The organism is Vibrio gazogenes, assembly GCF_023920225.1.
Taxonomy (GTDB): domain Bacteria; phylum Pseudomonadota; class Gammaproteobacteria; order Enterobacterales; family Vibrionaceae; genus Vibrio; species Vibrio gazogenes.
In genome coordinates, this window is sequence record NZ_CP092587.1 from 2,053,573 (window position 1) to 2,079,143 (window position 25,571).

Genomic DNA, 25,571 nt, shown 5'->3' on the forward strand with positions numbered 1-25,571 from the left:
ACCATATTCGTGGCACGAGTCACATTATTAAGAGGGTGTTTTTACAATAATAGCCCGACCCTCTCATGATGCTACTTTTTTTGAAAATTTAAGACACAATAGCTTTTAAGCCTCGGAAACAACTTAAAAAACGTTATATACTTGTATTTCCATGTATTAATGTCAGTGATACTCATGGATACAGTATAAAAAGTTAGATATTAATATAACCACATTCTCATTAATGAGATCGTTTTTTGCGTAGGCTGAGTACTTTAAGACGATGTTTTGTATATTTAATGCAATTAGTCGAATAATAGGGGGTTCTTTGAAAACATTCCTGCTCAAAGTTGTTGTATTGTTTACTGTAATTATGAATAGCAATGTTCTCGCGCAGTCACTTGAGCAAGCAGTTTCTGTTGCACTGGCGACAAACCCAGAACTGGAAAGTTCATTCAATCAATATCAAAGCAAGTTACAGAATTCGAGGGCATCTCAGGGAGCTTACTTACCTAAAGTCGATTTAGATGCAGGGATAGGATACGAAGGGATCGAGCCTGCAGCTGCAAATGCCAAAGAAAATACTGATTTAACAAGGAAAGAAGTGAGCATATCCTTGACCCAGTTAATTTGGGATGGTTCTTCAACCCTAAATGATATGGGTAGAACCTCAGCAGAAGCAGAAGCGAGTCGTTATCAATTATTAGCTGATGCGGCAGATAAAGCGCTGGACGTGACAAAATTGTATCTGGATGCAGAGAAAGCGAATGATGTATTAAAACTATCTGAAGCGAATTTACAAATACATAAAAAAATATACCGGGATATAAAGCGCAGGACAGAGTCTGGACTGGGATCTACTGCTGATGTGACCCAAGTTGAAGCGCGTGTCTCAAAAGCCGAATCAAATCTGTTAGCCGCGCAAAACAATCTCTTTGAAACCCATTCGAAATTCAAAGAAACCGTTGGAGAAGAGCCGATTGATCTGACTTTCCCCCAAGCTGACCAAAAACAAATTCCTCGCAGTTTTCAGGATGCGAAAGCTCTGGCATTTGAATTACACCCAATTCTGAAGGTAACACAACAAAATATTGCGGCAGCCCGTTACCAATATAAACAAAATCAATCACCGTATTACCCGAGTATTTCTTTGCAAGCGAATCATAGTATCAAAAATGATGCTGCGGGCTACCTTGGTAGTAGCTCTGAAACAACAGCGATGATACGGATGCATTATAATCTCTATAACGGTGGCTCAGATCGTGCAAATGAAATGAGTGCAGCCTATGCGTTGAATAAAGCAAAAGATTTACGGGAAAAATCATACCGAGAAGTGTTAGGTGGGCTTGAACTAGCTTGGCAAGCACTTGATTTTTCAAGTCAACGAAAAACCTTCCTTGCTGATCTCGTTGACGCTGTTTCAAAGACCGTAATTGCATATGAAAAGCAATACCAAATCGGTCAAAGAACATTACTTGATTTATTGAATAGTGAGAATGAGCTCTTTGAGGCACGTAAAGACTATCTTGAGGCAAAATACACTCAAGCATATGCACAATATCGTGTTATGAATGCTGTGGGAAACTTGCTCGATAGTCTGAAAGTCACGGTCCCACAAGAATGGGCTGCCCACTCAGGTGATTAAGATGAAATTCAGTTACTTGTTATTTTTAATCTCATTGCCGGTTTGGTCAGAGGATATCGCTGACCAAAGTCAGGATGAATATGATTACATTGCTCCCCCGAGCGTCGTGCAAGCTTTTGATCTTGCAGATTCAGATCATGACGGTGTCATTAATGCGCGGGATTTATGTCCGAAAACCCCTCAAAATGCCAAGATAAATAACGATGGCTGTGAAACTTATCACCGGAGTAAAACTCAACAGCAGCTACGAATTTTATTTGAGAATGATTCCAGCAATGTTAATTCAATCTTTAATGTACAGATTAAGCAGATGGCGAATTTTTTAGCGAGCTACCCTGAAACGTCAATCGAGCTTAGAGGCTATGCCAGCCCCAGTGGTAAAACACAATACAACCAAGCATTATCCAAACAACGGGCAAACAGTGTAAAAGCTCGACTGATAGAAGAAGGTGTCTCTGCGGATAGAATCAGAATTGTGGGATTTGGCGAATCCAACCCTGAGGAAAGGGGTAAAAATCAGATTAGTGATGCCAGAAATCGACGAGTTTCTGCAACAGTTGTTGGCTATAAAGGTGATGTTGAGAAAAGATGGACTATTTTTTCCACACTCCCACCCAATCGGCACACCTATTAATTGCTCTGCACTGGGCAGAAAAGAGATAACTGCTGGTTGTTGTATGATTCACGAACATGCGATTGATAAGGATGAGGTGTACCACTTTTCGGTCTGGGATGATACTCTCCTCTAATTATATTTCTTGGGCTGAAACCATCGCAACCGATGGTTCAGCCTGATTTTTGCATCAAATAGTTTTGAGATGACACCCATGTATTTATCTAAGTTAACACCAGTTGTGTTCACGCACTTATATAACGATATCGTTGAATTCCGTCGTACCTTTGATCTCCCAGTGAGTCAACCAGAGAGTCTCGACGAAGATGCAGATACGCTCCATACATCACTAGCAATTGAAGAGCTCACTGAACTCGCTGAAGCTCAAGATAAAATTGAACAGGCTGATGCGATTGTTGATACCGTTTACGTTCTGATGGGACGACTGGTACATCTTGGACATGATACACCAGCGCATAATCCGGGTATTAGCTACTTGATTGATTTATTGCTGAATGTTGCAACTCATCGCAACATTGATTTCATTCCCTGCTGGGATGAAGTCCACAGTTCAAATATGAGTAAAGTCTGTCGTAACCAAACCGAATATGATGAGACTGAATCATTTTATGCGAAACAAGGCATAAAATTATCTCCGGTTATCAAAGGTGATTATATTATTGCCAAATGTGCAGCAGATTTTGTCAGTGCGGAAAAAACGATTCGTCAGGGAAAAGTCCTTAAATCGGTCTATTATCGCCCGGCTGATCTGACAAAGCTAACTCAATAGCATAAAAAAAAGGCCACTTTGTGGAGCAAGGTGGCCAAGGAGACTATAAAAAGCCTAACAAGAACGAGAATGTATCAATCATGTTAATGCGATTTGTATGCCAACTTTTTATTTAAACATAACTAATTGATTTATATTAAAATAATCCAAAGTACTCCCAAGTGGCATTCATTTCATCCTCATCCCTGCTCTAGCATTGTGCTTGATGCACCAAAATTATTCATAGATAACCCTAACCCACATACGACGACTAATCGAAAAGCAAATATGATTTCCCTTGGATTTCTACTGACTGGACCGTGGTTTGGAAGACTTCTGCAACATGGTCAGGCGTCAGAACGGATCGCGTCTCTCCCCACTGTTGCAGAATACCTTGATTTAATAATAGGGTTTTGTCGGCATATCGAAGTGTTCGATTCAAATCATGATTCGCCATAATGACGGTCAGTCCCATATGGTTGATGTCTTGTAATAATTCATACAGCATATGCTCCTGCCCAACATCGAGTGCGGCGGCCGGTTCATCTAAAATCATTAGGCGAGCATGAGGATTCAGTGTCGGCCATACTTGTAAACAGCTGCCAGCCAATCTGACCCGTTGCCACTCGCCTCCGGAAATCTGGTGAATCGAACAGTGTAATTTATCCTGCAAATTTAATCGCTGAATCAGTAGTTCAATAACGTCAGATGACTGTTCGGCAGTGACGGATAGAGCCGACGGAATGGAGAGCGCAAGATATTGACAGACATCAATCGCAAAAGCCGGACGTTCCTGTTGCGACAAGTAGGCCCGGAACTGGGCTAATTCCGGCAAGGTAAGACGCGTCAGATCTATCTCCCCAAGTTGTACACAGCCTTGATGAGGGATCATGCCAGCCAAAGCAGCCAGTAATGTGCTTTTACCGCTACCATTTGGGCCGACAATATGGATCAATTCACCTTGACCACAATCAAACCCCAGAGGAAGCAGGCGCGTACCGACACAGAGATTTTTAACGTGAATCATGATTTTTCAATAACATCCATACAAATACGGGAGCACCGATCGTTGTCGTCACGACTCCCAAAGGTAATTCAGCAGCATCTAGTGCCGTCCGGGAAATTAAATCAGCAAAGACCAGTAACAATGCCCCTGCGACAGCTGAAAGCGGTAAAAGATAACGATTTTCAGTCCCGAAAGCCAAACGTAACAAATGCGGTACAACCAGTCCGACAAAGCCGATGATTCCACCTAAAGCGACAGATGCACCCACCAACACTGCCACAGCGACAACCAACTTCCAGCGGATACGATGGACATCAATTCCCAACTGCTTGGCATGCATCTCCCCCATCATTAACCGATCTAGTACTCGTCCTTGCCCCATCAGCCATATCAACACGGGTAAGATCAACAATGAAAGTAAATGGTAAGACCAATCGATACCGCCAATACTCCCCATCAGCCAGTACATCAATTGTCTCAAACTCAAATCATTACTAAAGTAAAATGCCCAAGTGACGACAGAGCGAGTCAGAATCCCCAACGCGACGCCAACCAACAATAGTCGAATTGTCGTCAATTTCATACTTCGGGCGATCCCGACTAAGATAACCGTAAAAACCATAGCACCAATAATTGCACCGAACATAAAAACCAACGGTGTAGCTGCAAATGGGAAGAAAAACAGAATGACCACCATCGCCACACTTGCACCACCGGAAACACCAATAATTCCCGGCTCAGCCAGGACATTGCCTAACAACACCTGTAACGTTGCTCCTGACACAGCCAAACATGCACCAATCACCATCGCCGCAAGTAATCGAGGCAAGCGTAGTTCCAAAATCAATTGCTGCTCAAACCCTGTCATCTCGTGCCACGGTGCAATAAAGACCTCTCCGGCAAAAATATAAACGGCACCAGACACCAGTAGCAGCACACTCATCGTGATCATTGCACGATACCAGCGCTTCCTTTTTTCAAAAAGAAGTTGTGTAAAATTCATGGACTATCAAATCAGAGAAAACAGATGGGCTCACCTTAACGTTTCACCCGAGAAATAGAAAGAGGTCATGCCTATGATTGCTCCTATCCGGCAGACCTCTGCTTTGAAATATATCCGAGGACGACAAATACTGTCGTATCACAAATAACAATTAGTCATAAACCAATTGATTCTGCTCATACCTCACGGTTACCGGGCAGACCATCAATAAAGCAGGTTCACCAATCGGAACATGTTTATCCGGGAAGAGAATCGCCTCTCCCTCATTTTTGGCCATTAACGGCTTATCACCGTCATGACCGAACACTTCTCCGTGCATGAAAGCAGTAAAATTTTCGACATCATCTGAAAAAATAAAATCAAAATCATCGTTAAGACGAACAATTGTCCGGCTGACCCGATAAAATTTTATCTTTCTTGGCAAGTGTTCATTCACTTCCCGGGCACACAAATCACGCAGCGTAATGTCAAATGCATTAAAGCCTTCTAATGGACTTTGCCCTAGTCGGGATGATTGACCCAATTCAATCGCCAAAGCGCGAGCGGAATAACAATCCGCGGTATACCAGCTGAAAGAGCTAGAAGGCGCATTGGCTAAAACCAGTGCGTCAAGATGGGCTAATTCAACAAAATGGATCAGTTCTTTTGGCCGAACAGGATGTCGAACTTTGGGACTAATGGCGAACGAATGATAGAGGGAGGAATTCAATGTACTGTGTAAGTCAAAATGCCAGCGTTGATCACTGGGGGTGTCTTTCCAAAATGATTTGAGGAGAACTTTTAGATTATCTGCGATCACAAGTTCTTGTGAAGACTCTCTCGGCTTATCATCAAATAAACGTTCCAGATTTTCCTCAAAAAACTGCGTATGGTGTTTAAGCGCTTCTAAATGAGCAATGATAAACAGACAGTGCTCCCGGACTGGCTGGAATCCACTGTCGATATCAGAAACAATACGATTGACTAATTCAACCGGCCCGGCATCTTTACCGTGAATCGCACACGAGACGACAATATGCTGTGTCAGTTCATCCATTTGTGGTGGAATGACTTCCAGAATCCCCGGACCATGTAGCTTTAACAACACCCCATCATCCGTTGTATATTCACTCGATAAAAGAGCACCATCACTATATAAACTATCAATCAGAAATGATTGACGAAAAAGTGAATTGCTCATGTGTTACTCCTTCAACCGATAGAACAGCAATATTAAGGCCTGACGAACCGCAGTGCCCAGTGACTCAACAAAGCGCAATTTTATCATTTAGTTGCAGAAAAGCATCGCGTGATTATCCACAATGTGACACCAATGCTTTTTACATCATATCCGCCGATGACCGAACCATTGTCCGGGCATCATCCTATCCACATCATCCCAGTCAAGTTTTGGTAATTCAGCAACCGTTAAGCCGTTACCTGAAGCATCATCATCGCTGCAAATATCAGATAAATCGCCAATTCTGTGATCTGCTGAACCCCACCCAGACAATCTCCCGTAAAGCCACCGATGCGACGGAGTAACCACTGTTTTAAAGCAAATCGTAATAAACAACTGACCGAACCGATGATCAACAGTATCGATAAATCCAATCCGATACACGGAATTATACCGAAAAACAGTAAGATTCCTAACTCCCGGGCGGTCTGACGACTGGCCAATGGCTTACTCTTACTGGTGTGGATATCCGATACATAAGGCATGTCATAAATAAGCGAAGCGGCGACGGCTCTGCTCAGTCCATTACCCACCAACAAAATCTGTAACATAGAAGCATGCATTGCCAGCGAAGAGAGCACACTATATTTCATAAGTAAGGCCATGATTAACGCCGCAGCGCCATAAGTACCAATTCGGCTGTCTTTCATAATGGCCAGACGTCGCTCCGTCGTCATGCCACCGCCGATGCCATCAGCCATATCGGTCAGGCCATCTTCGTGAAACGCACCCGTCAATAGAAGACTGCATCCCATCATCAGTAGAATGCTCAAGTGTTCCGGCAGTACCAGAGCACAAAGACTATAAACGCCATAGCAAATCAATCCGAGCAACAAACCAACCAATGAAAAATAGCGACCGGACTGATTCATCCGTTCAGTTGAATAAGGCACGGATGCAGGCACAGGAATCCGAGTGAAAAAGCTCAATGACAGCAGAAACAATTCAAGCTGATACGTGGCCCGACTTAACATGTCACCTCAACGCCAGCTTGTGCAAAACTGGCCATGGTATTATAAAATTCAGCCGCAGCGCGGACGAGCGGCACAGCAAGGACAGCACCGGTCCCCTCTCCCAAACGCAAATCAAGATCCAGCAACGGATTTGCACCTAATAATGCCAACGCGCGTTGATGCCCCGACTCTTGTGAGTGATGCGCAAAAATCATGATCTCTCGACACTCGGGTTGCAGTTGCGTGGCAACCATCGCTGCAACGGTGACAATAAAACCATCAACCAGAACAGCGATCTGTTGCTCTGCGGCAGCCAAAAAAGCACCAACGATCTGCACAATTTCAAAACCACCGACTTCAGCAAGAACCGCTTTGGGTGCAAGTCCTTTTGCCCGATGAACTCCGGCGGCAACCAATGCCACTTTTTTCCGATACTGAGTCTGTGAAATACCGGTTCCCAGACCGACACAAGATTCAACATCATCATCGGATAATGCCGCTAAAATGGCCGCAGCACTACTGGTATTGCCGATTCCCATTTCACCGAACATAACCAAATTAGAGCCGTTCTGAATGGTGTCTAATACCACTTGTCGTCCCAGAGCGATCCCTTGCTCAACCTGTGCCATGGTCATTGCGGGTTCTCTTGCCAAGTTCCCCGTCCGTTCCCCGAGACGCTGGACAATCAATTGCTCCGATTCTGATTCAACCGGTAGCAAAATCCCGGTATCAATCACCTTGAGTGCAACTTGATTCGCCCGACAGAAACAGTTCACACCAGCGCCTCCGGCAAGAAAGTTGAGGACCATCTGTTGTGTGACTGCGCTCGGTGCAATGCTCACGCCTTCATCCGCAATACCGTGATCGCCAGCGAACACCAGAACGGTCGGTTGATTGATACAGATTTGCCCAATCGGCTGAGCCAGTCCCTGACTCTGGAGCAGGGCTAATTGATGGGCCACAGCCTCTAATTTACCTAAAGCACCGAGCGGTTTGGTTTTCTGGTCAATTCGGTTTTGAATCATATCGCTCAGACTTGTATCCAACATTGCTTATCCTCTTATGCCTCGCAACAGCAGCAAACTTGCATCATCCCTTCATGTATTCCAGTCTAACCGGAATCACAGGTTTCGGCTATGTTACTGTTTTGCCGGACACAAGCTGTGACGGGAGTAAGAAAATAGGGATAACTGAATGGATGGCAATGCACAAACAAACGGTTATTCAGCCCGCTTTACGGGTCGCGTCGCAACAACAGCACAACGATAACCACCAGAACTATCGCCACGGGCAGTCACTTGGTCAATTGACCATTGACCAACCATTTCCGGGGGGAACGATTGATTGAGTTCGAGTATGCCTTCTGCTACTAAATAAGGGTCACCGGGCAGATCGATACGGATACTATCTTTCTCACGCATGATTTTCTGCAGTTCATTATCACATGCCTGTTGAGCTTCAGATGACGTTTCATAAGATTGTGGCAACACCATAAAAGGTGCCTTACCTGAAAACACTTCATATTCAAGCCCAGTATAACTCTCAATCCATTTGGCTTTGACACCCGAAACATTTCTCCGACTCGCCAATTCAAGCTGACAATTGATAAATCTTCTGAAATCTGAAGGATGATTATTATCGGATACATCAACAGTTACTGAAGGTACATCTTGGCCTGTGATTGTTTTGGTCTGTCCTTTTTCTGCCAAAACATATAACCCATCGACAGGTTTAGCAATTGCATCGTGACGCTTTGCCAGACGGGATAAAAATGCGCTATCCGTTTCGTTCATCTGATCAAGGTGTTTAAACCATACGGTTTCAAATTTCGATGCCACTCTCGGACTAAAACCATGTGATGTCACAATTTGACGGAAGATTTCAGCCAGCGATATGGCAGTAAATGTCCGTGTATGGCGTTCTTTAAACCCCGTTTTATCTTGAACCTGAAAGGGCGCTGCAGTTGCAACAATCGTCACGGTTGGTGGAAATAATCGCGGAGAGATGCGGGTAATTTTATACTTGCCCTTATGAACTAACTGGCCTTGATACCCTTCAGAAAATATTAATTCGGCCCCCTCTTTTGGTAACCCGGTCTGACCGGCCGTATCAACATGCAGCGTGATCACATCAGATTGGTCAGAAGAGACATCAACCCGCTCCCAAGAGGTTAACCGTGAATTAATAATTTCCTCCCCGGGGCCACTAATTCGGACTTGAGGAATACTGCCTAATCCCATATATTCACCACCGTCGTTGGCATCAGCTCGGGTAATACCGGTAACTTGATTGTAATACCAGCCGGAAGCACTGGCCCATAAAGCTCTAAACCAGGATTGAGCATATAAAGCGCCTCTTCCGCTTCATCATCATCCCGACCCAATGATAACCATAATAATTGTGGGACTAAGTCCCCGTCACGACTGAGCATGGTAGTCATCTGCATCGTCCTCTAACTCACATATTCCTCTAACTCAATGGAGAACCCCACCACAAAGGCGGTTCCATCATCAATGATTCGGTCTTGTTTTTCTTGCAATACTTTGATGACCCATTGGCCCATGGATTGCCCGTATCCATCCATTAAAACCAAAGGCTTTCGCTGAGCCTGTAGCTGTCTCAACGCCTGCATGTTTTTCATACCCTCCCCATGAAACCAAGTACCAGTCATACTGATTTTGTCCAAAGGCTGACCCAGATTTTGACTGATTGGTTTCTGACCATAGCGGGGGACAGTCACCCATCCCCCATTACTGGTGCGCTGTAAACCTTCATAAGGCGTATGTTTACTCAACGAGAAAGCAAATCCACCCAATGACATCATTTCTTTCATGTATTACTCCTGTCTAGAAGACTGGCATCAGCCCGAGTTGCAACATCATTATTTCCGAGCAAGATCGGGCTCAGCTCAGCTTTCATTTGCTCTAACAGCTGCGTACTAAACCCTTGATCATAAGCTGGATTCCCCGATGGTGTGACATGAATAACAGGGGCAAAATTGATTTGTTGCTGAGAAGATTGTTCTAATTGCTTGCTCTGCTCTGCAACAGCTGCAGGCGCTGCTTTGTCGGTTTTATCTTCACCGAGCAGAGAGTTAAAACTCTCTCCCAACCAGCGACCAACACTACTACCGCCAAGTCCGCCCACAACAGAACCAACTAATCCCCCTACAGCGGTTCCAAGAATTGGAACAACGGATCCTATCGCGGCACCAGCCATTGCACCGGCTGCTGCACCGCCCATCCCGCCAAGCATATCTCCTGCAGTCCCTGCTATCTCTTTTTTATTACCACTGGCAATCGCAGACGCCAGTGTGACGCCATTGAGCGCAATATCTAACGGTTTAAATAACTTGCCCGCACCTTTAAACACTGCACCGCCCACGCCTTTAAATACACTACCGACTTTTGACATGGCACCCGATAGGCCGGACTTCAGTTTTGCACCGCTGAACATAGAACCAACAATTTGAGGCGTTCGGGCAACCCACTGAGCAAAGCGAGCGGATTGACGACGCAGCCCTCCGGCATTGTGGGTACGGGGCCCTCCAGTATTGTGGGTAGGGGCCCGAGGACGTGTGACGCCATTGAGCGCAGTATCTAACGGTTTAAATAACTTGCCTGCACCTTTAAACACTGCACCGCCCACGCCTTTAAATACACTACCGACTTTTGACATGGCACCCGATAGGCCGGACTTCAGTTTTGAACCGCTGAACATAGAACCAACAATTTGAGGCGTTCGAGCAATCCACCGAGCAAAGCGAGCAGTTTGACGACGTAACCCTCCGGCATTGCGGATACGGGGTCGTTTCCGAGGCCGTTTCCGAGGCTGTTCTTTACGCTTGCGACGTGATTCATCGCCATCACTACCGCCTGAATCACGGCCACCGGAATCACTCAATGATTGTGATCCAAGTCGATTCAATTCTCGATTCAAACGAGCTAGTTGCAATGTCGCTCGCTTGGCTGCTCGACGAGTTTTATTCAATCCGGCAGCAAAAATATTTTTTTGATCAACTTTGAGACGATCTTGACCGCCTCCCTTCATTAATTGAGAGAATTTAACAATGGCAGAGCCAGCTTTGAGTAATGGAATGACGGCCGCTGTCGCAACCAATAAACCGGTGGCAAGTTTGGGGTTCGCTTCAGCGAATTTATTCATACTATCGACCACACTGAGCAATGGCGGCAGCATGTTATTTACAATCGGTAACAACCCCTGACCAAGTGCGACAGATATTTGGTCAAAACGCACACTGAGCTGTTCCAACTGATGGGCAGGAGTTTTCGCGAATATGTCATAATCAGTGTCGATACTATTTGAATAGTTGCTTTTGTTATCCACTTGTTCGAACGCTGCGTTTAAGCTTTTATTCCCCCGTTCCAGACTCCCGACTAACTTTAAGATCGCGGCTGTTGATTTCTCACCAAATAGATCTGTAACAACATCTTCGCGTTGATCAGGCGAAATATTTTTCAAGCGATCGAAAACATCAAGCAAGGTTCCTCGGGCATCTGCTTCCATCCGTTGAGCTAAATCGGCGGGCTCGATACCAAGCGTTGTCATTGCTGCTTTCTGTTGCGTGTTTTTCGCTTTCCCTGCTGTGAGTGATCCAAGAATATTGCTGATGGCCTCACTGGCCTGTGCTTCAGTGGAGCCACTGGTAAGCAGGCTGGCTGATAATGCCGCTGTTTCTTGAACATTTAAGCCAGCCTTGGTCCCAGCTTCCCCTTGCTGTGTCACGACTGCGGCTACAGATTTAGCCTTCACCCCCATACTATGACTCAAGGCATTGGTTGCATTCGCCAACCCCATCGCTTGCTGTTGTGAAAGCTGCATTGAAGCACGCCAATGTGCAAGTGTTGCCGTTGCATCTTTTGCCGAGACATTCCATGCAACGGCAACTTTTGCCGCCGATTTAGCAAATGATAGCAGTTGATTTTTTTCAATGCCGGATTGGGCAGCATCACTCACAATTTGAGCAACAGATTCCTGTTTTAAACCCAGATCACCTGCCAAACGCATCATATCGCTTTGATACTGATTGGCTTCTTGGTCATTGGAAAAGTGCACTGATTTTTTAACATCGGCAAATGCACGTTCAGATGCAACAACACGTTTTCCCACTGCCAACACAGGTTTCAGCGCCGAACTTATATCCGTTTTCACTTGCTTGACCAACTGTGTCATTTCACCTTTGAGATCTGTTTCTCCTGAAGGTACAACACCAGAATTGGGCAGCTGCAAATGATCAACGCGGAGCGTTATCTCGCTTTGACGGTTAGCCCCCGCCATTTGGGGCGTTATTTTCGAATCAGCCATGACTTATCCCTTCTTAATCCCCAGTTTTGCCGTAGCCAAATAGTAACGACGCAGCGCATCATCAATACGCCAATCCATGATCTCCTTCGGGGATACGTGGTAGACCAGTGGGATAACATCCGTCAGGACTTCAACATCTCTTGGCGAAAGTAGTCCGCCGGTTGTTGCAAAAAATCGATGAGCCGCTCTTGAAGCTGATTCCAGTCTGGCAGACTCAAGCGCATCAGCTCTTGATGCGTAAAACCACAGCAACTGGCACTGATGAACAGCGTTCTTTCCCATTCATCCTGATGGGTTTCCATCAGTTCCGTAGTCGCAACCGTTGGTGGACGCAATTTATAGTGCGTTTTTTCCTGACCATCATCGCCTTGAATCGGGATCAGTAATGTGGGTTCATCACGATTGAATTCATCAGCCATAAATGTTGCAGCGCCTGATTGCATCAGTTCCAGTACGTGTTCTCGAATCGAATTAAAATCAGGGGTCACTAACTTTTTCAATTCAGATGGTGTCAATCCGGTACTCAAACAGACACACTCCCAGAGCAATTGATTGTCATCATGCTGATGGTTCCGGCTGAGCTCTCGCTGTTGCCCGACGGTAATGGTATGAATTTGTACGTGATTTAGTTGTTGACCCTTATCATCTTCAATGGGCCAAACTAGATTGTGAATATGCAACATAGAGTAAAACTCTCCTCAAAAATACCTTATAAAAAAGGCCCCGAAAGGGGCCTGATTGGTAGTAATTCCAGAAAAATCAATCCTGAACTTAGGCTATACTGACATTAAGGCGATGAACTGCCATCAGATCGCCATTGCCCAGATTGAGAATTTGAGCCTTACGATTGATGTCATAAATGACTTTGCCATTTTCAGTTTTCTTATATGCATTAACGGCCATTTCCATTTCGTGATCCGGCAATTCCCCCATTTTGCTGGCCGATTCAGTCACGGAGACAATTTCCCCAGTCAGGCTATAAACGATTGCAAAACTATTGCCATCTTCATCCTGATGGGATTCTTTGATATCAACCTGACAATCTTCTCCGGGGGCTAATCCATAAGCAGATAGAAGCGCTTGGTTGGCGCCTTTGACTTTCCACTTACTATGCATCTTTTCAAGACCAACCATGATCTCACCGGGAATGAAAGAACCACCACGGGTTTCTTGCATGACCTTTTTGATCTCTGGTGGGGTAAATTCGTCTAGCTCTTTGATTAACGGATGCCCCTTAATCATTGCATAACGAGTAATGCGTGAACGTTGGCCTGCCATTAAAGGACCTCCTCAAGAAATGATTCAACGATACCGGTGTCCTCAATCATGTGGTACACCATATGTTCATTCGGCGCATAGCCGTAATATTTAATAGCAATATGCCATTCGCCATTGCGGTAATTTTCAACGTTATTGAGTGTCGGATGCAGATAGACTTGAGCACCCATCACGGTTTCATCCGCTTGCAGTGATTTCAGCCAAACATTGAGTTTGGTGATTTCCTGCTCCATGAAGGATTTACTCAAATTTATTGCCATCGCACTCTGAGCCGTCTTGGCCAACTTACGCACAATGGCGTATTCCAGACCAACCTGAGAGACGAAGCGCCCCATAACACAGCGGTTACCGATCAGTGAGAAACCACCCAATGATGTCCGAGCGAAGTAGGACACGCCATTACGGTTTAACAAATCCCCATTCGTGGATTTATCCATAATATTGTAATCAATCGTCCGGGCCGTACCGTTGATCAATGCGCCCATTCCCCCTTTCGCCGGGCTTTCCCATGCTTTGACTCGTGCGAAACAAGACAAAGCAATCGCAGCACCAGAGAAAGAGACATTACCTTTTGCCGCCTGACTGTAAACAGAGACCTGTGGGTCAACCAGATAGAAAGATTCATAACCGGTTCCTTCACCACCAAGACTTTGTGAATAGGCAACGGCCTCGTTGTCATTGGTATTCGGACCATCACCGACAGGAATCGCAAATAAACGTTTCCCCATAGCAGCCAAAGCATCAGCCACCGGTTTGGTGTTAAATCCCGGCGCACTGATATGTGTTGGTGTTTCCATGCAGTCGGCCAAGGCTTGAATCCCGGTTCGCTGACCAGTGGTTGCATCAACCTTACCAATCACATTGTTAATCGTATCCGACAGCTCTGGGCCTTCTTCAACAATCACGACATAGATCGGCACAGACACCAAACGGAATGTTTCATAACAAGTTCGCCACAACGTCCCTTTTTCTTCCCCGGTCATATCAAGTTTTGCGACATCAGCCATATTCGCAATACGAATCGGTGTATTTTGGGTCAATGATGTATCAGCATTGGGTGCAGTCCCGACGACACCTAAAACGATGTTGCCCAGAGGCCCCATTGGTGGTGGTGCGGGATGATTCTCGACACTAATACCATTATGCACAAATGATGCAATCTCAGGCATTCGCCTTCTCCTTCTGTTGAGTGGCCAGCACAGCTTTCACCTTGCCGCCCAGTTTTAAAAATTCAGCTTCACAGGGAAGCAAATCGACGCTGTCGCCTTTCTGATACCAGTGCCGGTGATTCGGACATTGGTATGGCAAAAGCACTTCATACGCCAGACGCTCTGCCAACTTTGATTTTTGGGTTGCCATATCGGCCTCCAGAAACTAAAAACCCAGCTCTAGGCTGGGATTCGGGTACAAAAAAACCGCTTTCGCGGCGCTTCAGTTTTTACTTATGGATGATGAGAAAGGTCTCTCATGCTCCTCTTAATGACGCTACACCTGTCCCGGCCAGTGATCAAATACATTGATCGACGAGAAGTTCAGTGTGTATTTATTCAAATCGATCACGACATGTCGAGCGTTGAACTATGTTTCCGACGTAATATCAACGTCTGATAATAGTTGAACAGCCAAATAAGAACCGTACGGCATTACTCGCGTTAATACTGCTTTAAGTGTCTTATAGGACGCTGATGCTGATATACCATCATTACTGTCATTACCATGTTCAGCATCGACATAAACCCTTACGAGAGTCTGATTTACAGTGGTATTTTTTCCAATTACAGCAGTCTGGATGACTGCTGAATGAAAATGTTCATCATTGTGAAGCGAAGTGGGCTGAGATGAATCATCGTCCTCGGATATATTCCAACGTCGGTATATGATCCAGATTACGCGACGTCTTCACTTCAGTCACGATATGAGATTCGCCGATATCTATATCAAATCCAGACTTGAATACCCGAATATTGTGATGGTCAAAAACATTTGTTGTAATAAGTTCATCATGCGTAATCACTTGCTGAAATTCTTTTTTGGTCGATGAAATTAAATAACGGTGCCCCCCACGCAACCAAAATATCGCCCCCAGAACATAAGCACTACCATTGATAAAATCAGCAATAAACCCATCCGTTTTAACTGCATCTGGTGTCATTTCATTAAATTTATGTCCAAATATATCAACCAGTAAAATATCAGATAAAACACCCCAGCCATTATTCTGTAATAAGTACCGAGCAGTGAGTGCACCGGCACCTTCTCGGTCATCGTGCAAACTTCGACTAATTTGTAATTCAGTGATACCGGGTTGTGCTGCAGGAATGTAAACCGGATAGAATTTATTATCCTCTCCAGAAACATCTACATATATCCCTTTCCGGGTGGTATAACGTTCATCAGCGTCAGTTAAAAACTGCTTGAACTCTGCTTCAGCCAACGCCATCCGCTGGTCAATCTGCCCTATTTTTCCTGTGACGGCTTCTGTCACTGCATTCACTGATTCCGTTAATGCTGCAAGTTCTTGCGCGAACATAAACAACTCCTTCATTCTATTTGAGGATAAAAGCACCTTGATTTCGGCGCTGGTTAGATAGTTGGTTTCAGACCATACAACAGCATTCGGGTCGCTGTTGTGTTGTGGAATATCACGTAATGTTTGGCGCTATTCCATGAACTGCGCCTGATACGCTGCTGCTTAAATGAGTGACATGTTCAAAAAATGGCAGTTCTTTGAGTCACCAAGACCCTTTATTACTTGTTTTCCAACTCCAATATCCGAAACTCGTGGAGGATTTGCCGGTGCATGGTATCCACCTGAACTTTCGCCATCTGAGCAAATTCATCATCGATAAGGATATTGAAGTTCTCCATACCGACCACCACTGTAACCGTGTCACTTGGAAGAACACTCAAGTCCAGTGTAAACGGCTGAATACAATGGCCATTTCTCGTTTTGTAGTTCAATGTTGTATCAGGGGCAGAGATTACCCCCAACAGTGTTCCTGACTCAAGCCAGACCCCTAATTCTCGAATTGGGTATTCCAGCTCACCGCTAAACTTAGCTATGGCTTGAATCTGACCAAGCCCCATGTCTTTATATTCACCAAATTCGACTCGCTGCAATTCATTCTGTAAAGTCGCCTGGTCAGGATTTGGGGTATAGGCACGATCACCAGCTGATACCCACTTTAATGATAATTGGATTCCCTTTGCTTTGGCGCTGATACACTCTTCCAGGCCTTTGTGGGTGATCACTAACTTAATTATGTCTTCACTCATAGTGTTGCTCTCGCATTGATGGCTAAAATAGTGATATTGTCATGCCCTGAATAGCCAGTCATATTGATTTAACCATGTCCAACAATCGCTGGAATAACAACGCTTGCCTCGACAGCATTTGCATTCAATTCGGGTGCAGTTGCACCACTGACAGAAGGGGCAATTCCAGCATCAGCCATTCGCCTTCTCCTTCTGTTGAGTGGTCAGCACAGCTTTCACCTTGCCGCCCAGTTTTAAAAATTCAGCTTCACAAGGAAGCAAATCGACGATATCGCCTTTCTGATACCAGTGCCGATGATTCGGACATTGGTATGGCGAAAGCACTTCATACGCCAGACGCTCTGCCAACTTTGATTTTTGGGTTACCATATCGGCCTCCAGAAACTAAAAACCCAGCTCTAGGCTGGGATTGGGGTACAAAAAACCGCTTTCGCGGCACTTCAGTTTTTGCTTGATGTTACCTATCAAAACTCAGGAAATGACGGCCAGACAACCGCATCAGGATCACTGTATTGCTGCGGAATATCAGCGAGCGTCTGAACATAATCATTCAGTTTGGTTAAATTGCCTGATGACAGCGTTGTCGGGTTATCTGCATCATCAACATATCAACGTTTGATGTGAGGTTAATCTCCAAAGAGGACTGGTAATGGCATCGATCACGCTAGTGCCGCTTTAAGTATCTTATAGGGTGCCGATATACCGTCATTACTGTCATTACCATTTTCAGCATCGACATAAACCCTTACGATAGTCTGATGTAGTTTTTGTACTCATCTTTGTCACCTAACAGGTTAGTTTTTCCAATCGCAGCAGTCTGAATTGCTGCAGAATGAATATGTCCATCATTTGAAAAGTAGCCATAATTTCAAATCCAGCATTTAACTGGGGCTGGATGTAAAAAACCGCCTTAATTTAGGCGGTAATTAAATGGTTGGTTTGGATGGCCAAGTGACAGAGTCCGGATCATCATGATTTTGGGGAATGTCACGCAGTGCTTGACGGTAAGCCGTGAACTCGGCTTTCTTCTCAGCAGTCAAAGGCGCGTCAGGAATCTGAGTCCAATCGGTCTCAGAGACCAAGCGATTGCGCGCCACTCGGATGTCATCCCAACGGGACGTCTTATAGGCATCCTCTAATTGATCAAAAGAAAATTGAGTTAACTGGTTGCTGTCTGTATCTCGGTTCGATACCGGAAGGTTAAAAACTTCTTTCCCATCAATAACAGCAAACTTAATAATACGTTCCATTAATCACCTCGTTTAGTTGAATGAGTTTCAGTGGAAGATACAAACTGGCCATTTCGGAACCAAATATTCTGACCGAATACGTTAGCCCCTTCACCTTTAGCCACAACAGAATTATACAGTGATGCCCGAACAATGGATGCCTGATAGGGTTCAACGTGATGGTTACCATCAACTAAAATCGCGTTATCACCAAGATCAAGGTTTGACGATATCAGATTGAACGAATTGTAATGGGAAACCCCATCGATATTACCAAATGAAACGAAAGCCGCTCGACTTGATATTACTCTTCGTATACCAAGACTGGGAGAAAGAGTTAACCAATAGGTCACAGATGGGATAATCAGATCAACATTCTGAATTGTCATACTTGCTGCACAATTCAGACCAAACATCTTGCACATGTAGTAAATCGTCTTAGTGCTACCATCGGTAAGCAAATGATTCGCCGACTCCACCTGTTTTGCCGTCAACTTAGCTCGGCGGCCATTTGCTTGAGTGAAGCGAGACGTTGAAGTAATAATAATATTGGCCGCAAACATAACATTACTATCCAATAAAAAATCACTATCCAAATAAATAGTTAAAACACCGCCGACCATTCCCTCATTAATAGCGGCCTGCATTGTTCTCTTGGGTTTATCTATCGTCAATCCATTATTTGAATCACTACCATTTTCGCTCAAAAAAATGATTTTGCTTGCCTGTGCCCGTACAATTGCCGGGGCATTTTTCTCGAAATAATCTACCTTCAGATCAATCTGCCCCATCTTACTCGCTACTGTAGCCGTCATATCATTGACAGATTTAATCAGATTCCCGATTTCTTGCGTACTCATTAAGTGCTCCTTATACGCTGTTCATTAAATTTGTGCCGTTTTTAAAAAGTGGCAGTTAAAGATAGTCAACACCCCAGTAATTCCAACATCAGGCATTCGCCTTCTCCTTCTGTTGAGTGGTCAGCACTACTTCCACCTTGCCATCCAGTTTTAAAAATTCAGCTTCACAAGGAAGCAAATCGACGATGTCGCCTTTCTGATGCTAGTGCTGATGATTCGGATATAGGTATGGCGAAAGCACCTCATACGCCAGACGCTCTGCCGATTTTGATATTTGGGTTGCCATATCGGCCACCAGAAACCAAAAACCCAGCGTCTGGCTGGAATTCGGGTACAAAAAAACCGCCTTGATTGAGGCGGTTAGTTACGATGCTGATGGTAGTGGATAACGGGCTTTAATCTCAGCGACTTTATCTCGCCAAGCTGTCTCTTTGGCTTCAGTTTGATCATACTGCCACTCCATGAAGAGGGCGTCTGACTCAAGGCGGTAAGCTTGTTGTCGTTTGACGACATTTTGAGCCGCCTCAAAATTCTTTTGCTGCAAAACCGACTCGATCTGCTCCTGAGTCATACCCAATGAATTCATATAGCTGCGGGTCGTATCTGTTTGAGTTTGACCCTGAAAAATGTAACTAAACATCTCTTTTACTCCTGTTACACAAAGAAAGCGGGGCGAAAACCTATGCTATTGAGCGAGTACCACCGCGCATTGAGCAGATTGAGCGCGCCCAGCCCGGTGTTCGATCCACTGCCCCAACTGCCCCCGAGAAGCGGGAATCGGTCGCCATAGTTGCGACACCAGAGGCTGCCGCCAACTGTCGTTGTGGTTGCTGATTCGATGAGTAATCGACGCAGCAGCTCGTTAGGTGTATATCCAGCCGATTTTGTGATCGCGGCAAAATGCGGGTTGATCATGTAAGGATAGTCGTGACTATCGTCGTCAGTTGGCCCGTTGCGCTTGGTCACTGCGTTGCTGAGCACTGGTGAACCGTTGCTGCCAGAGCCGCTTTGGTTGTCGGATGTCGAATCAAAATAGGCTGGGTGGCGATGCCAGTTAGCCTCAGCAACCGCCGGATTGTTATCTAGCGTTGTCAGGATTTGACCGTCATCCAATTTCATCTGGTCAATCCATTCCCACACATTGCCGACCAGGTCGCATACGCCGGACTCGGTATGATCGTGATTCCACGTTGTCGGGCCTTTGCCTGTATCGGTTCGTCCGATACCGCTAACGTCGCCAGGCAATCCGTTGTCGTAACGGCGAGCGGTCTCCCACTTCGCCTCATGGCTGCGGCCATAGTTCGTATTACCGCGAGGTACAGTACCGTTAGCCAGAGACCAGAGCGCAATCGCAGCCGATTCGTGAATCGACATCAGGTGCCAGTCGTCCCCTTTCTGTGTGCAAAGCTGCTTTGCCGTGTCGTAGTTAACCGAGGTTCGCGGCTGTGACCCACCGATAACGGCGGAGCCGCCTGCAGCCGATGATGCCAGATACTTACCGATGAGGATTTCGCCACGAGGCACTCCGTTCGTTACAAATGCCGGATGCACACCTGTACCCAGCTCAAGCGCCGTTAATCCCAGGTCTTCAATGTTGAAGCGCGGAATAACGCACATGATATTAGGATTTCCCTGAGCATCATAAATAACCGTGTTTCGACCGCCTGAGTTATGCTCGACCGCTTTGCGATAGCCGTCTGTGGCAATAATGGTCAAGCCGTTGGCTTTTTGGTCATACGTGTTTTCAGCCTTGGCTATCGAGTCATTGACCTTTTCATCAATGACCGCCATTTTGCCAGATACTTCCTGTACGATAGCTTGAGAAGCTGCCGTTTGTTCAGCAGATACTTGTTGCATTTCTGCGATTTTTTGCTCTATAGACATGATGAAAGTCCCTCAATATGATGTAGTCGCTCTGTGATTGACATTTGATTATGTATTTGTCTTATACTCACTCATTTTTCGGACCTCATACGCCAAACGCTCTGCCGACTTTGATATTTGGGTTGTCATAGCGGCCTCCAGAAGCTAAAAACCCAGCACTAGGCTGGGATTGGGGTACAAAAAAACCGCCTTAATTGAGGCGGTTAATTACGATGCTGATGGTAGTGGATAACGGTCTTTAATCTCAGCGACTTTATCACGCCAAGCTGTCTCTTTGGCTTCAGTTTGATCATACTGCCACGCCATGAAAAGGGCGTCTGACTCCAGGCGGTAAGCTTGTTGTCGTTTGACGACGTTTTGAGCCGCCTCAAAATCCTTTTGCTGCAAAACCGACTCGATCTGCTTCTGAGTCATACCCAACGAATTCATATAGCTGCGGGTCGTATCTGTTTGAGTTTGACCCTGAAAAATGTAACTAAACATCTCTTTTACTCCTGTTACACAAACAAAGCAGGGCGAAAACCTATGAAATTATCAGAGTACGACCGCGCAAATTTCAGAGCGAGCGCGCCCAGCCCGGCGGCCGAACCATCGAACCAGAAGCCCCCGTGATGCGGGAACCGCTCGCCATAGTTGCAACACCAGATCCCGCCGCCAACTGTAGTCGTGGTTGCTGATTCTATAAGCAATCGACGCAACAGCTCGTTAGGCGTATACCCAGCCGACTTTGTGATCGCAGCAAAATGCGAGTTATACGTGAACGGATAGTCGTAACTATCGTTGTCAACAGGCCCGTTACGCTTGGTCACTGAGTTGCTGAGCATTGGTGAACCGTTGTAGACATCACCGCCGCTTTGGTTGTCAGACGTCGAATCAAAATAGGCTGGGTGACGATGCCAGTTAGCCTCAGCAACTGCCGGATTGTTATCCAGCGTGGTCAGGATCTGGCCGTCATCCAATTTCATCTGGTCAATCCATTCCCACACATTACCGACCAGATCACATACGCCGAACTCGGTATGATCGTGATTCCACGTTGCCGGGCCTTTGCCTGTATCGGTTCGTCCGATACCGCTAGCGTCGCCAGGCAATCCGTTGTCGTAACGGCGAGCGGTCTCCCACTTCGCCTCATGGCTGCGGCCATAGTTCGTATTACCGCGAGGTACAGTACCGTTAGCCAGAGACCAGAGCGCAATCGCAGCCGATTCGTGAATCGACATCAGGTGCCAGTCGTCCCCTTTCTGTGTGCAAAGCTGCTTTGCCGTGTCGTAGTTAACCGAGGTTCGCGGCTGTGACCCACCGATAACGGCGGAGCCACCTGCAGCCGATGATGCCAGATACTTACCGATGAGGATTTCGCTGCGAGGCACTCCGTTCGTTACAAATGCCGGATGGACACCTGTACCCAACTCAAGCGCCGTTAATCCCAGATCTTCAATGTTGAAGCGCGGAATAACGCACATGATATTAGGATTTCCCTGAGCATCATAAATAACCGTGTTTCGACCACCTGAGTTATGCTCGACCGCTTTGCGATAGCCGTCTGTGGCAATAATGGTCAAGCCGTTGACTTTTTGGTCATATGTGCTTTCAGCCTTGGCTATCGAGTCATTGGTCTTTTCATCAATGGCAGCCATTTTGCCAGATACTTCCTGTACGATCGCTTGAGAAGCTGCCGTTTGTTCAGCAGATACTTGTTGCATTTCTGCGATTCTTTGCTCTATAGACATGATGAAATTCCCTCAATATGACGTAGTCGCTCTGTGATTGACATTTGATTATGTATTTGTCTTGTGCTTATGGCTTGAGACTTAATGAAAGCGCAAGCAATTGTTATCATCTCTTCCGTCAAGATAATATTCAGATTCTCAGTGCCCACTTCGACTGTAATTGAGTTCGTTGGTATGGCCGATAGATCTAAAGTAAACGGCTGAATACAATGGCCATTTCTCGCTTTATAGTTCAGCGTTGTATTCGGCCCTGAGATCACACCCAACAAAGTGCCGTCTTCTAGCCAAAAGCCAAGCTCGCGAATAGGATATTCATCAGGTCCAGAGAACTTAGCCACCGCCTGTATCTGGCTCTCACCTATATCTTTGAACTCACAAAACGCAACTCGCTGTAATTCATTTTGCAAAGTCATCTGATCAGGGCTTGGGGTATAGGCACGATCGCCAGCTGATACCCATTTTAATGATAGTTGGATCCCTTTTGCTTTGGCGCTGATACACGCTTCCAGGCCTTTGTGGGTGATCACTAACTTAATTGTGTCTTCACTCATAACGTTGCTCTCGCATTGATAGTTAAAACAGTGATGTTGTAATGCGCTGAATAGCCCATGATATTCATCTGGACATGAGCCGCCATGATAGGAATCGTTGCCTCTGCATCAATAGGGCTAACGCTTACCGCTGGTGGCACAGCACCAGTTATCGCAAAGCTCATCTTGGCGTCAGGCATTGACCATAAAGTGGCTTGCCCGGCTGTTTCTTTCACGCTAGTCGCTGGGGCTTTGGCACCAGCCATGCCCATGCTCGTTTCGACACCAAACATCAGGGATAGCTCGATCTGATCCCGCTCTGATTTAGTGTCTTCGATATAAGCCAGCAGCTTTTTCACATTGGCCACGTTCACTGGTTTGTTGCCTTTTTCCCAGGCAACAATCTCCAGACTGTACGGTTGACCTTGTGGCTGTTGCTGATACCACGGTTTGATTTGGCTCTGAAAATCAAAGGACTCCAGTGCGAGCTTGAGCCCGGCACGGGTACCACTCATTTTTCGGACCTGCCATGCATGTCCGGCTAAGTTGCGTTTAACGGGCTCTGTATCAGAGGTATCCCACACCGGCAATTGAAATTCAGATGCAATATAGGGGACGATTTCAAACGCAGTCTTTTGGGCATCCAGTAGATGCGGGTATGGATTGCCAATGCCATAAATTTGCTGACTAAATGACAACTCCATTGAACGTTCGAGCGGACTTCGGTTATCAGGAAGGACACTATACGTTTTCAGTGCCAACGGTAATTTTGACTGATTCAAGATAAGGCGCCTCACTGTAAGCACAACGCAATGGCTGCGCAGGTTGAATGATTTCTCCGCGGTGCGCTCCGGTTGACTCCAGTAGAACACTGTAGAGCATAGATGGCTCGATACTGCCACCAAGCCGATGCTGTTTTAGTGCATAGGCTCGGACCGCTTTCTCTGCTGCAGCCAGCACGACATCAGCATCGGGGCCGGGACGAGTATAAAGTTTCGCTTCACATTGCCATTGGCGAATTTCCGGTGACTTTACAGTGATCAAATCAGTTTCCTGAGCAATATCATCCCGCGCTAGGTAAGATTGAGTGGCTTCGATTAATGACGAGCTTGGCATACCATTGCCTTCATGTGTCAGAATGAAACAATCCACGACACCGGGAGAAACTTGTCGGGCTTGTGCATCCTTGGTCAAACCGGCCATTTCATGTTCTAAATATTCATAAGTCACGACCACTCGCTTCGGCTCATGACTGTCAATTTGAACTTCGGGTCTGCCCCCCAAGGTCATCGCATGGAAACGATACCCTGAACGTGTGCCGGTACTCGCCAAGGCATAAGCTGCTAAATAATATCGAGACAGCAGAGAGTCATTACTTTCCATGACGGGTGGAATCGGAGGAAATGCACTAGGGTCTCCGGGATCAAGAACTTGGCGGGTTACACCTAACTGGCTCACAATCAAATCAATCATGTCATCATCGGTCGCATACATACCAAACATCTGTTGCGCCTGACCATTCAACTGCCGGATATGATTTTGGAGAATCACCGTAAATGCTTCGACAAATTTCGTCAGCAATTCAGCTTCATTGCCGAGTGTTTCACCCAACGCTGTCGCATCATCTGGCGCGTGTTCGGTAAAATATGCCAGAATATCCTGCTGCACTTGTTGGAGCAGGACTTCAAACGGTGGGGTCTTAATAATTTCTGGTTTAGGTAATGGATTCTGATGTGGAAACATTCAGTGGCACCTCAAACTTAACTGTTCGTCCCTGCCAACGACCTGAAAAGAAAAGGCTCAGGCCAGTGGCATGACGTTTGGCGATACATCTGTCTGGAATAAAGTCTGACAGTCCGTTTTCTGGGTTATAAAATGCGTCAATCGCGTCTGATTGGATACGAACCAACATACTGTCGGTCATATTCGCCGCCAGATTTTCCCGGACTCGGCTCCCGAAACCCGAACGCTTGACCCGACCGCCTAACGGCGTGGTCATCACTTGGGTGATCCGACTGACCAATTGTTCATAACCATCAATTTTTCTGCCAGTGATACGATCAATACCAATCATCAGCTCACCTTATATATTCCAGCTGATGAGCCGCTGGTGACGCTCACTTCAGCTTGATTCGAAATATGTTCAACAACGGCCTCAGCGACTGCGTTAGCCATCACTTTCGCATAGGCATGTTTTCCGCTGGTCTTAAAACCCATATTTTCTAATTTATTGATAATTAAACCTTCTAACGTAGTTACATCCATCGCCATA

31 protein-coding genes are annotated in these 25,571 nt (G+C 45.9%); 4 read left to right on the plus strand and 27 right to left on the minus strand.

Annotated features, from left to right (window positions below):
* Window positions 1–307: 307 nt before the first annotated feature.
* The 3 genes from MKS89_RS09020 to MKS89_RS09030 all read left to right on the plus strand — a co-directional run bounded on the left by MKS89_RS09020 (window position 308) and on the right by MKS89_RS09030 (window position 3,027).
* Window positions 308–1,624, plus strand: coding sequence for a TolC family outer membrane protein (locus MKS89_RS09020; protein WP_072958836.1), 1,317 nt, complete (start codon window positions 308–310; stop codon window positions 1,622–1,624).
* Window position 1,625: 1 nt separating this feature from the next.
* A complete protein-coding gene (locus MKS89_RS09025) occupies window positions 1,626–2,258 on the plus strand; it encodes an OmpA family protein (RefSeq protein ID WP_072958444.1) in 633 nt (210 codons plus the stop codon).
* A gap of 193 nt (window positions 2,259–2,451) precedes the next feature.
* Entirely contained in the window at window positions 2,452–3,027 is a 576-nt protein-coding gene (locus MKS89_RS09030; RefSeq protein WP_072958447.1) for a nucleoside triphosphate pyrophosphohydrolase family protein, read from the plus strand.
* Between the two features lie 250 nt (window positions 3,028–3,277).
* Here the strand turns inward: MKS89_RS09030 and btuD are convergent, their stop codons facing one another.
* The 16 genes from btuD to MKS89_RS09110 form a co-directional block, all read right to left on the minus strand.
* Window positions 3,278–4,033 carry a vitamin B12 ABC transporter ATP-binding protein BtuD gene (gene btuD, locus MKS89_RS09035; RefSeq protein ID WP_072958451.1) on the minus strand — a complete coding sequence of 252 codons (756 nt, stop codon included), beginning with the start codon at window positions 4,031–4,033 and terminating at the stop codon, window positions 3,278–3,280.
* On the minus strand, window positions 4,020–5,015 hold the full coding sequence (gene btuC / locus MKS89_RS09040) for a vitamin B12 ABC transporter permease BtuC (RefSeq protein WP_072958454.1): 996 nt from the start codon (window positions 5,013–5,015) through the stop codon (window positions 4,020–4,022). The genes btuD and btuC overlap by 14 nt, the downstream gene beginning before the upstream one ends.
* Before the next feature lie 151 nt (window positions 5,016–5,166).
* Complete coding sequence (locus tag MKS89_RS09045) at window positions 5,167–6,195, minus strand: succinylglutamate desuccinylase (protein WP_072958457.1); 1,029 nt, start codon at window positions 6,193–6,195, stop codon at window positions 5,167–5,169.
* A gap of 227 nt (window positions 6,196–6,422) precedes the next feature.
* Complete coding sequence (locus MKS89_RS09050; protein WP_072958459.1) at window positions 6,423–7,208, minus strand: adenosylcobinamide-GDP ribazoletransferase; 786 nt, start codon at window positions 7,206–7,208, stop codon at window positions 6,423–6,425.
* Window positions 7,202–8,236: a nicotinate-nucleotide--dimethylbenzimidazole phosphoribosyltransferase gene (cobT, locus tag MKS89_RS09055; protein ID WP_072958461.1), complete on the minus strand. Its 1,035-nt coding sequence runs from the start codon at window positions 8,234–8,236 to the stop codon at window positions 7,202–7,204. The genes MKS89_RS09050 and cobT overlap by 7 nt, the downstream gene beginning before the upstream one ends.
* A gap of 171 nt (window positions 8,237–8,407) precedes the next feature.
* Window positions 8,408–9,427, minus strand: coding sequence for a contractile injection system protein, VgrG/Pvc8 family (locus tag MKS89_RS09060; protein ID WP_072958463.1), 1,020 nt, complete (start codon window positions 9,425–9,427; stop codon window positions 8,408–8,410).
* Complete coding sequence (locus MKS89_RS09065) at window positions 9,418–9,627, minus strand: tail protein X (protein ID WP_027694413.1); 210 nt, start codon at window positions 9,625–9,627, stop codon at window positions 9,418–9,420. The genes MKS89_RS09060 and MKS89_RS09065 overlap by 10 nt, the downstream gene beginning before the upstream one ends.
* Window positions 9,628–9,639: 12 nt before the next feature.
* A complete protein-coding gene (locus MKS89_RS09070; protein ID WP_072958466.1) occupies window positions 9,640–10,020 on the minus strand; it encodes a phage tail protein in 381 nt (126 codons plus the stop codon).
* A complete protein-coding gene (locus MKS89_RS09075; RefSeq protein WP_072958468.1) occupies window positions 10,017–12,512 on the minus strand; it encodes a phage tail tape measure protein in 2,496 nt (831 codons plus the stop codon). The genes MKS89_RS09070 and MKS89_RS09075 overlap by 4 nt, the downstream gene beginning before the upstream one ends.
* A 122-nt stretch (window positions 12,513–12,634) precedes the next feature.
* Entirely contained in the window at window positions 12,635–13,195 is a 561-nt protein-coding gene (locus MKS89_RS09080; RefSeq protein WP_072958471.1) for a phage tail assembly protein, read from the minus strand.
* An 88-nt stretch (window positions 13,196–13,283) separates the two neighbouring features.
* Entirely contained in the window at window positions 13,284–13,790 is a 507-nt protein-coding gene (locus MKS89_RS09085) for a phage major tail tube protein (RefSeq protein WP_072958473.1), read from the minus strand.
* Complete coding sequence (locus MKS89_RS09090; protein WP_072958476.1) at window positions 13,790–14,959, minus strand: phage tail sheath protein; 1,170 nt, start codon at window positions 14,957–14,959, stop codon at window positions 13,790–13,792. The genes MKS89_RS09085 and MKS89_RS09090 overlap by 1 nt, the downstream gene beginning before the upstream one ends.
* A complete protein-coding gene (locus MKS89_RS09095) occupies window positions 14,952–15,149 on the minus strand; it encodes a hypothetical protein (RefSeq protein WP_072958478.1) in 198 nt (65 codons plus the stop codon). Before MKS89_RS09095 ends, MKS89_RS09090 begins: the two co-directional genes overlap by 8 nt.
* A gap of 484 nt (window positions 15,150–15,633) precedes the next feature.
* Window positions 15,634–16,320, minus strand: a complete 687-nt coding sequence (locus tag MKS89_RS09100; RefSeq protein WP_072958481.1) for a hypothetical protein — start codon at window positions 16,318–16,320, stop codon at window positions 15,634–15,636.
* A gap of 218 nt (window positions 16,321–16,538) precedes the next feature.
* The gene (locus MKS89_RS09105) at window positions 16,539–17,066 is read right to left on the minus strand and encodes a phage tail protein (RefSeq protein ID WP_072958482.1); all 528 of its coding nucleotides are present in this window, start codon (window positions 17,064–17,066) and stop codon (window positions 16,539–16,541) included.
* Window positions 17,067–17,237: 171 nt separating this feature from the next.
* Window positions 17,238–17,435 (minus strand): hypothetical protein, encoded by a 198-nt coding sequence (locus tag MKS89_RS09110; protein WP_072958485.1) that lies wholly within the window; start codon window positions 17,433–17,435, stop codon window positions 17,238–17,240.
* 85 nt (window positions 17,436–17,520) lie between these two features.
* On the opposite strand from MKS89_RS09110, the gene MKS89_RS21035 reads away from it, so the two are divergent.
* Window positions 17,521–17,685: a hypothetical protein gene (locus MKS89_RS21035; RefSeq protein WP_235862510.1), complete on the plus strand. Its 165-nt coding sequence runs from the start codon at window positions 17,521–17,523 to the stop codon at window positions 17,683–17,685.
* A 307-nt stretch (window positions 17,686–17,992) separates the two neighbouring features.
* Here MKS89_RS21035 and MKS89_RS09120 read toward each other — a convergent pair whose 3' ends face one another.
* The 11 genes from MKS89_RS09120 to MKS89_RS09170 form a co-directional block, all read right to left on the minus strand.
* The gene (locus MKS89_RS09120; RefSeq protein ID WP_077316462.1) at window positions 17,993–18,316 is read right to left on the minus strand and encodes a tail fiber assembly protein; all 324 of its coding nucleotides are present in this window, start codon (window positions 18,314–18,316) and stop codon (window positions 17,993–17,995) included.
* Complete coding sequence (locus MKS89_RS09125; RefSeq protein ID WP_072958488.1) at window positions 18,316–19,155, minus strand: hypothetical protein; 840 nt, start codon at window positions 19,153–19,155, stop codon at window positions 18,316–18,318. The genes MKS89_RS09120 and MKS89_RS09125 overlap by 1 nt, the downstream gene beginning before the upstream one ends.
* Window positions 19,156–19,519: 364 nt before the next feature.
* Window positions 19,520–19,795: a hypothetical protein gene (locus tag MKS89_RS09130; RefSeq protein ID WP_072958489.1), complete on the minus strand. Its 276-nt coding sequence runs from the start codon at window positions 19,793–19,795 to the stop codon at window positions 19,520–19,522.
* Window positions 19,796–19,809: 14 nt separating this feature from the next.
* Entirely contained in the window at window positions 19,810–21,039 is a 1,230-nt protein-coding gene (locus MKS89_RS09135; protein ID WP_252518330.1) for a hypothetical protein, read from the minus strand.
* Window positions 21,040–21,246: 207 nt separating this feature from the next.
* Window positions 21,247–21,522 carry a hypothetical protein gene (locus MKS89_RS09140; RefSeq protein ID WP_072958492.1) on the minus strand — a complete coding sequence of 92 codons (276 nt, stop codon included), beginning with the start codon at window positions 21,520–21,522 and terminating at the stop codon, window positions 21,247–21,249.
* A gap of 14 nt (window positions 21,523–21,536) precedes the next feature.
* Entirely contained in the window at window positions 21,537–22,769 is a 1,233-nt protein-coding gene (locus tag MKS89_RS09145; protein WP_252518331.1) for an SUMF1/EgtB/PvdO family nonheme iron enzyme, read from the minus strand.
* A complete protein-coding gene (locus MKS89_RS09150) occupies window positions 22,760–23,320 on the minus strand; it encodes a phage tail protein (protein WP_072958495.1) in 561 nt (186 codons plus the stop codon). Before MKS89_RS09150 ends, MKS89_RS09145 begins: the two co-directional genes overlap by 10 nt.
* Window positions 23,317–24,081: a phage tail protein I gene (locus tag MKS89_RS09155; protein ID WP_072958498.1), complete on the minus strand. Its 765-nt coding sequence runs from the start codon at window positions 24,079–24,081 to the stop codon at window positions 23,317–23,319. The genes MKS89_RS09150 and MKS89_RS09155 overlap by 4 nt, the downstream gene beginning before the upstream one ends.
* Window positions 24,041–25,042 carry a baseplate J/gp47 family protein gene (locus MKS89_RS09160; protein WP_072958501.1) on the minus strand — a complete coding sequence of 334 codons (1,002 nt, stop codon included), beginning with the start codon at window positions 25,040–25,042 and terminating at the stop codon, window positions 24,041–24,043. The genes MKS89_RS09155 and MKS89_RS09160 overlap by 41 nt, the downstream gene beginning before the upstream one ends.
* On the minus strand, window positions 25,014–25,373 hold the full coding sequence (locus tag MKS89_RS09165; protein WP_021021776.1) for a phage baseplate protein: 360 nt from the start codon (window positions 25,371–25,373) through the stop codon (window positions 25,014–25,016). The genes MKS89_RS09160 and MKS89_RS09165 overlap by 29 nt, the downstream gene beginning before the upstream one ends.
* Complete coding sequence (locus MKS89_RS09170) at window positions 25,373–25,570, minus strand: hypothetical protein (protein WP_072958503.1); 198 nt, start codon at window positions 25,568–25,570, stop codon at window positions 25,373–25,375. Before MKS89_RS09170 ends, MKS89_RS09165 begins: the two co-directional genes overlap by 1 nt.
* Between the last annotated feature and the right edge of the window lies 1 nt (window position 25,571).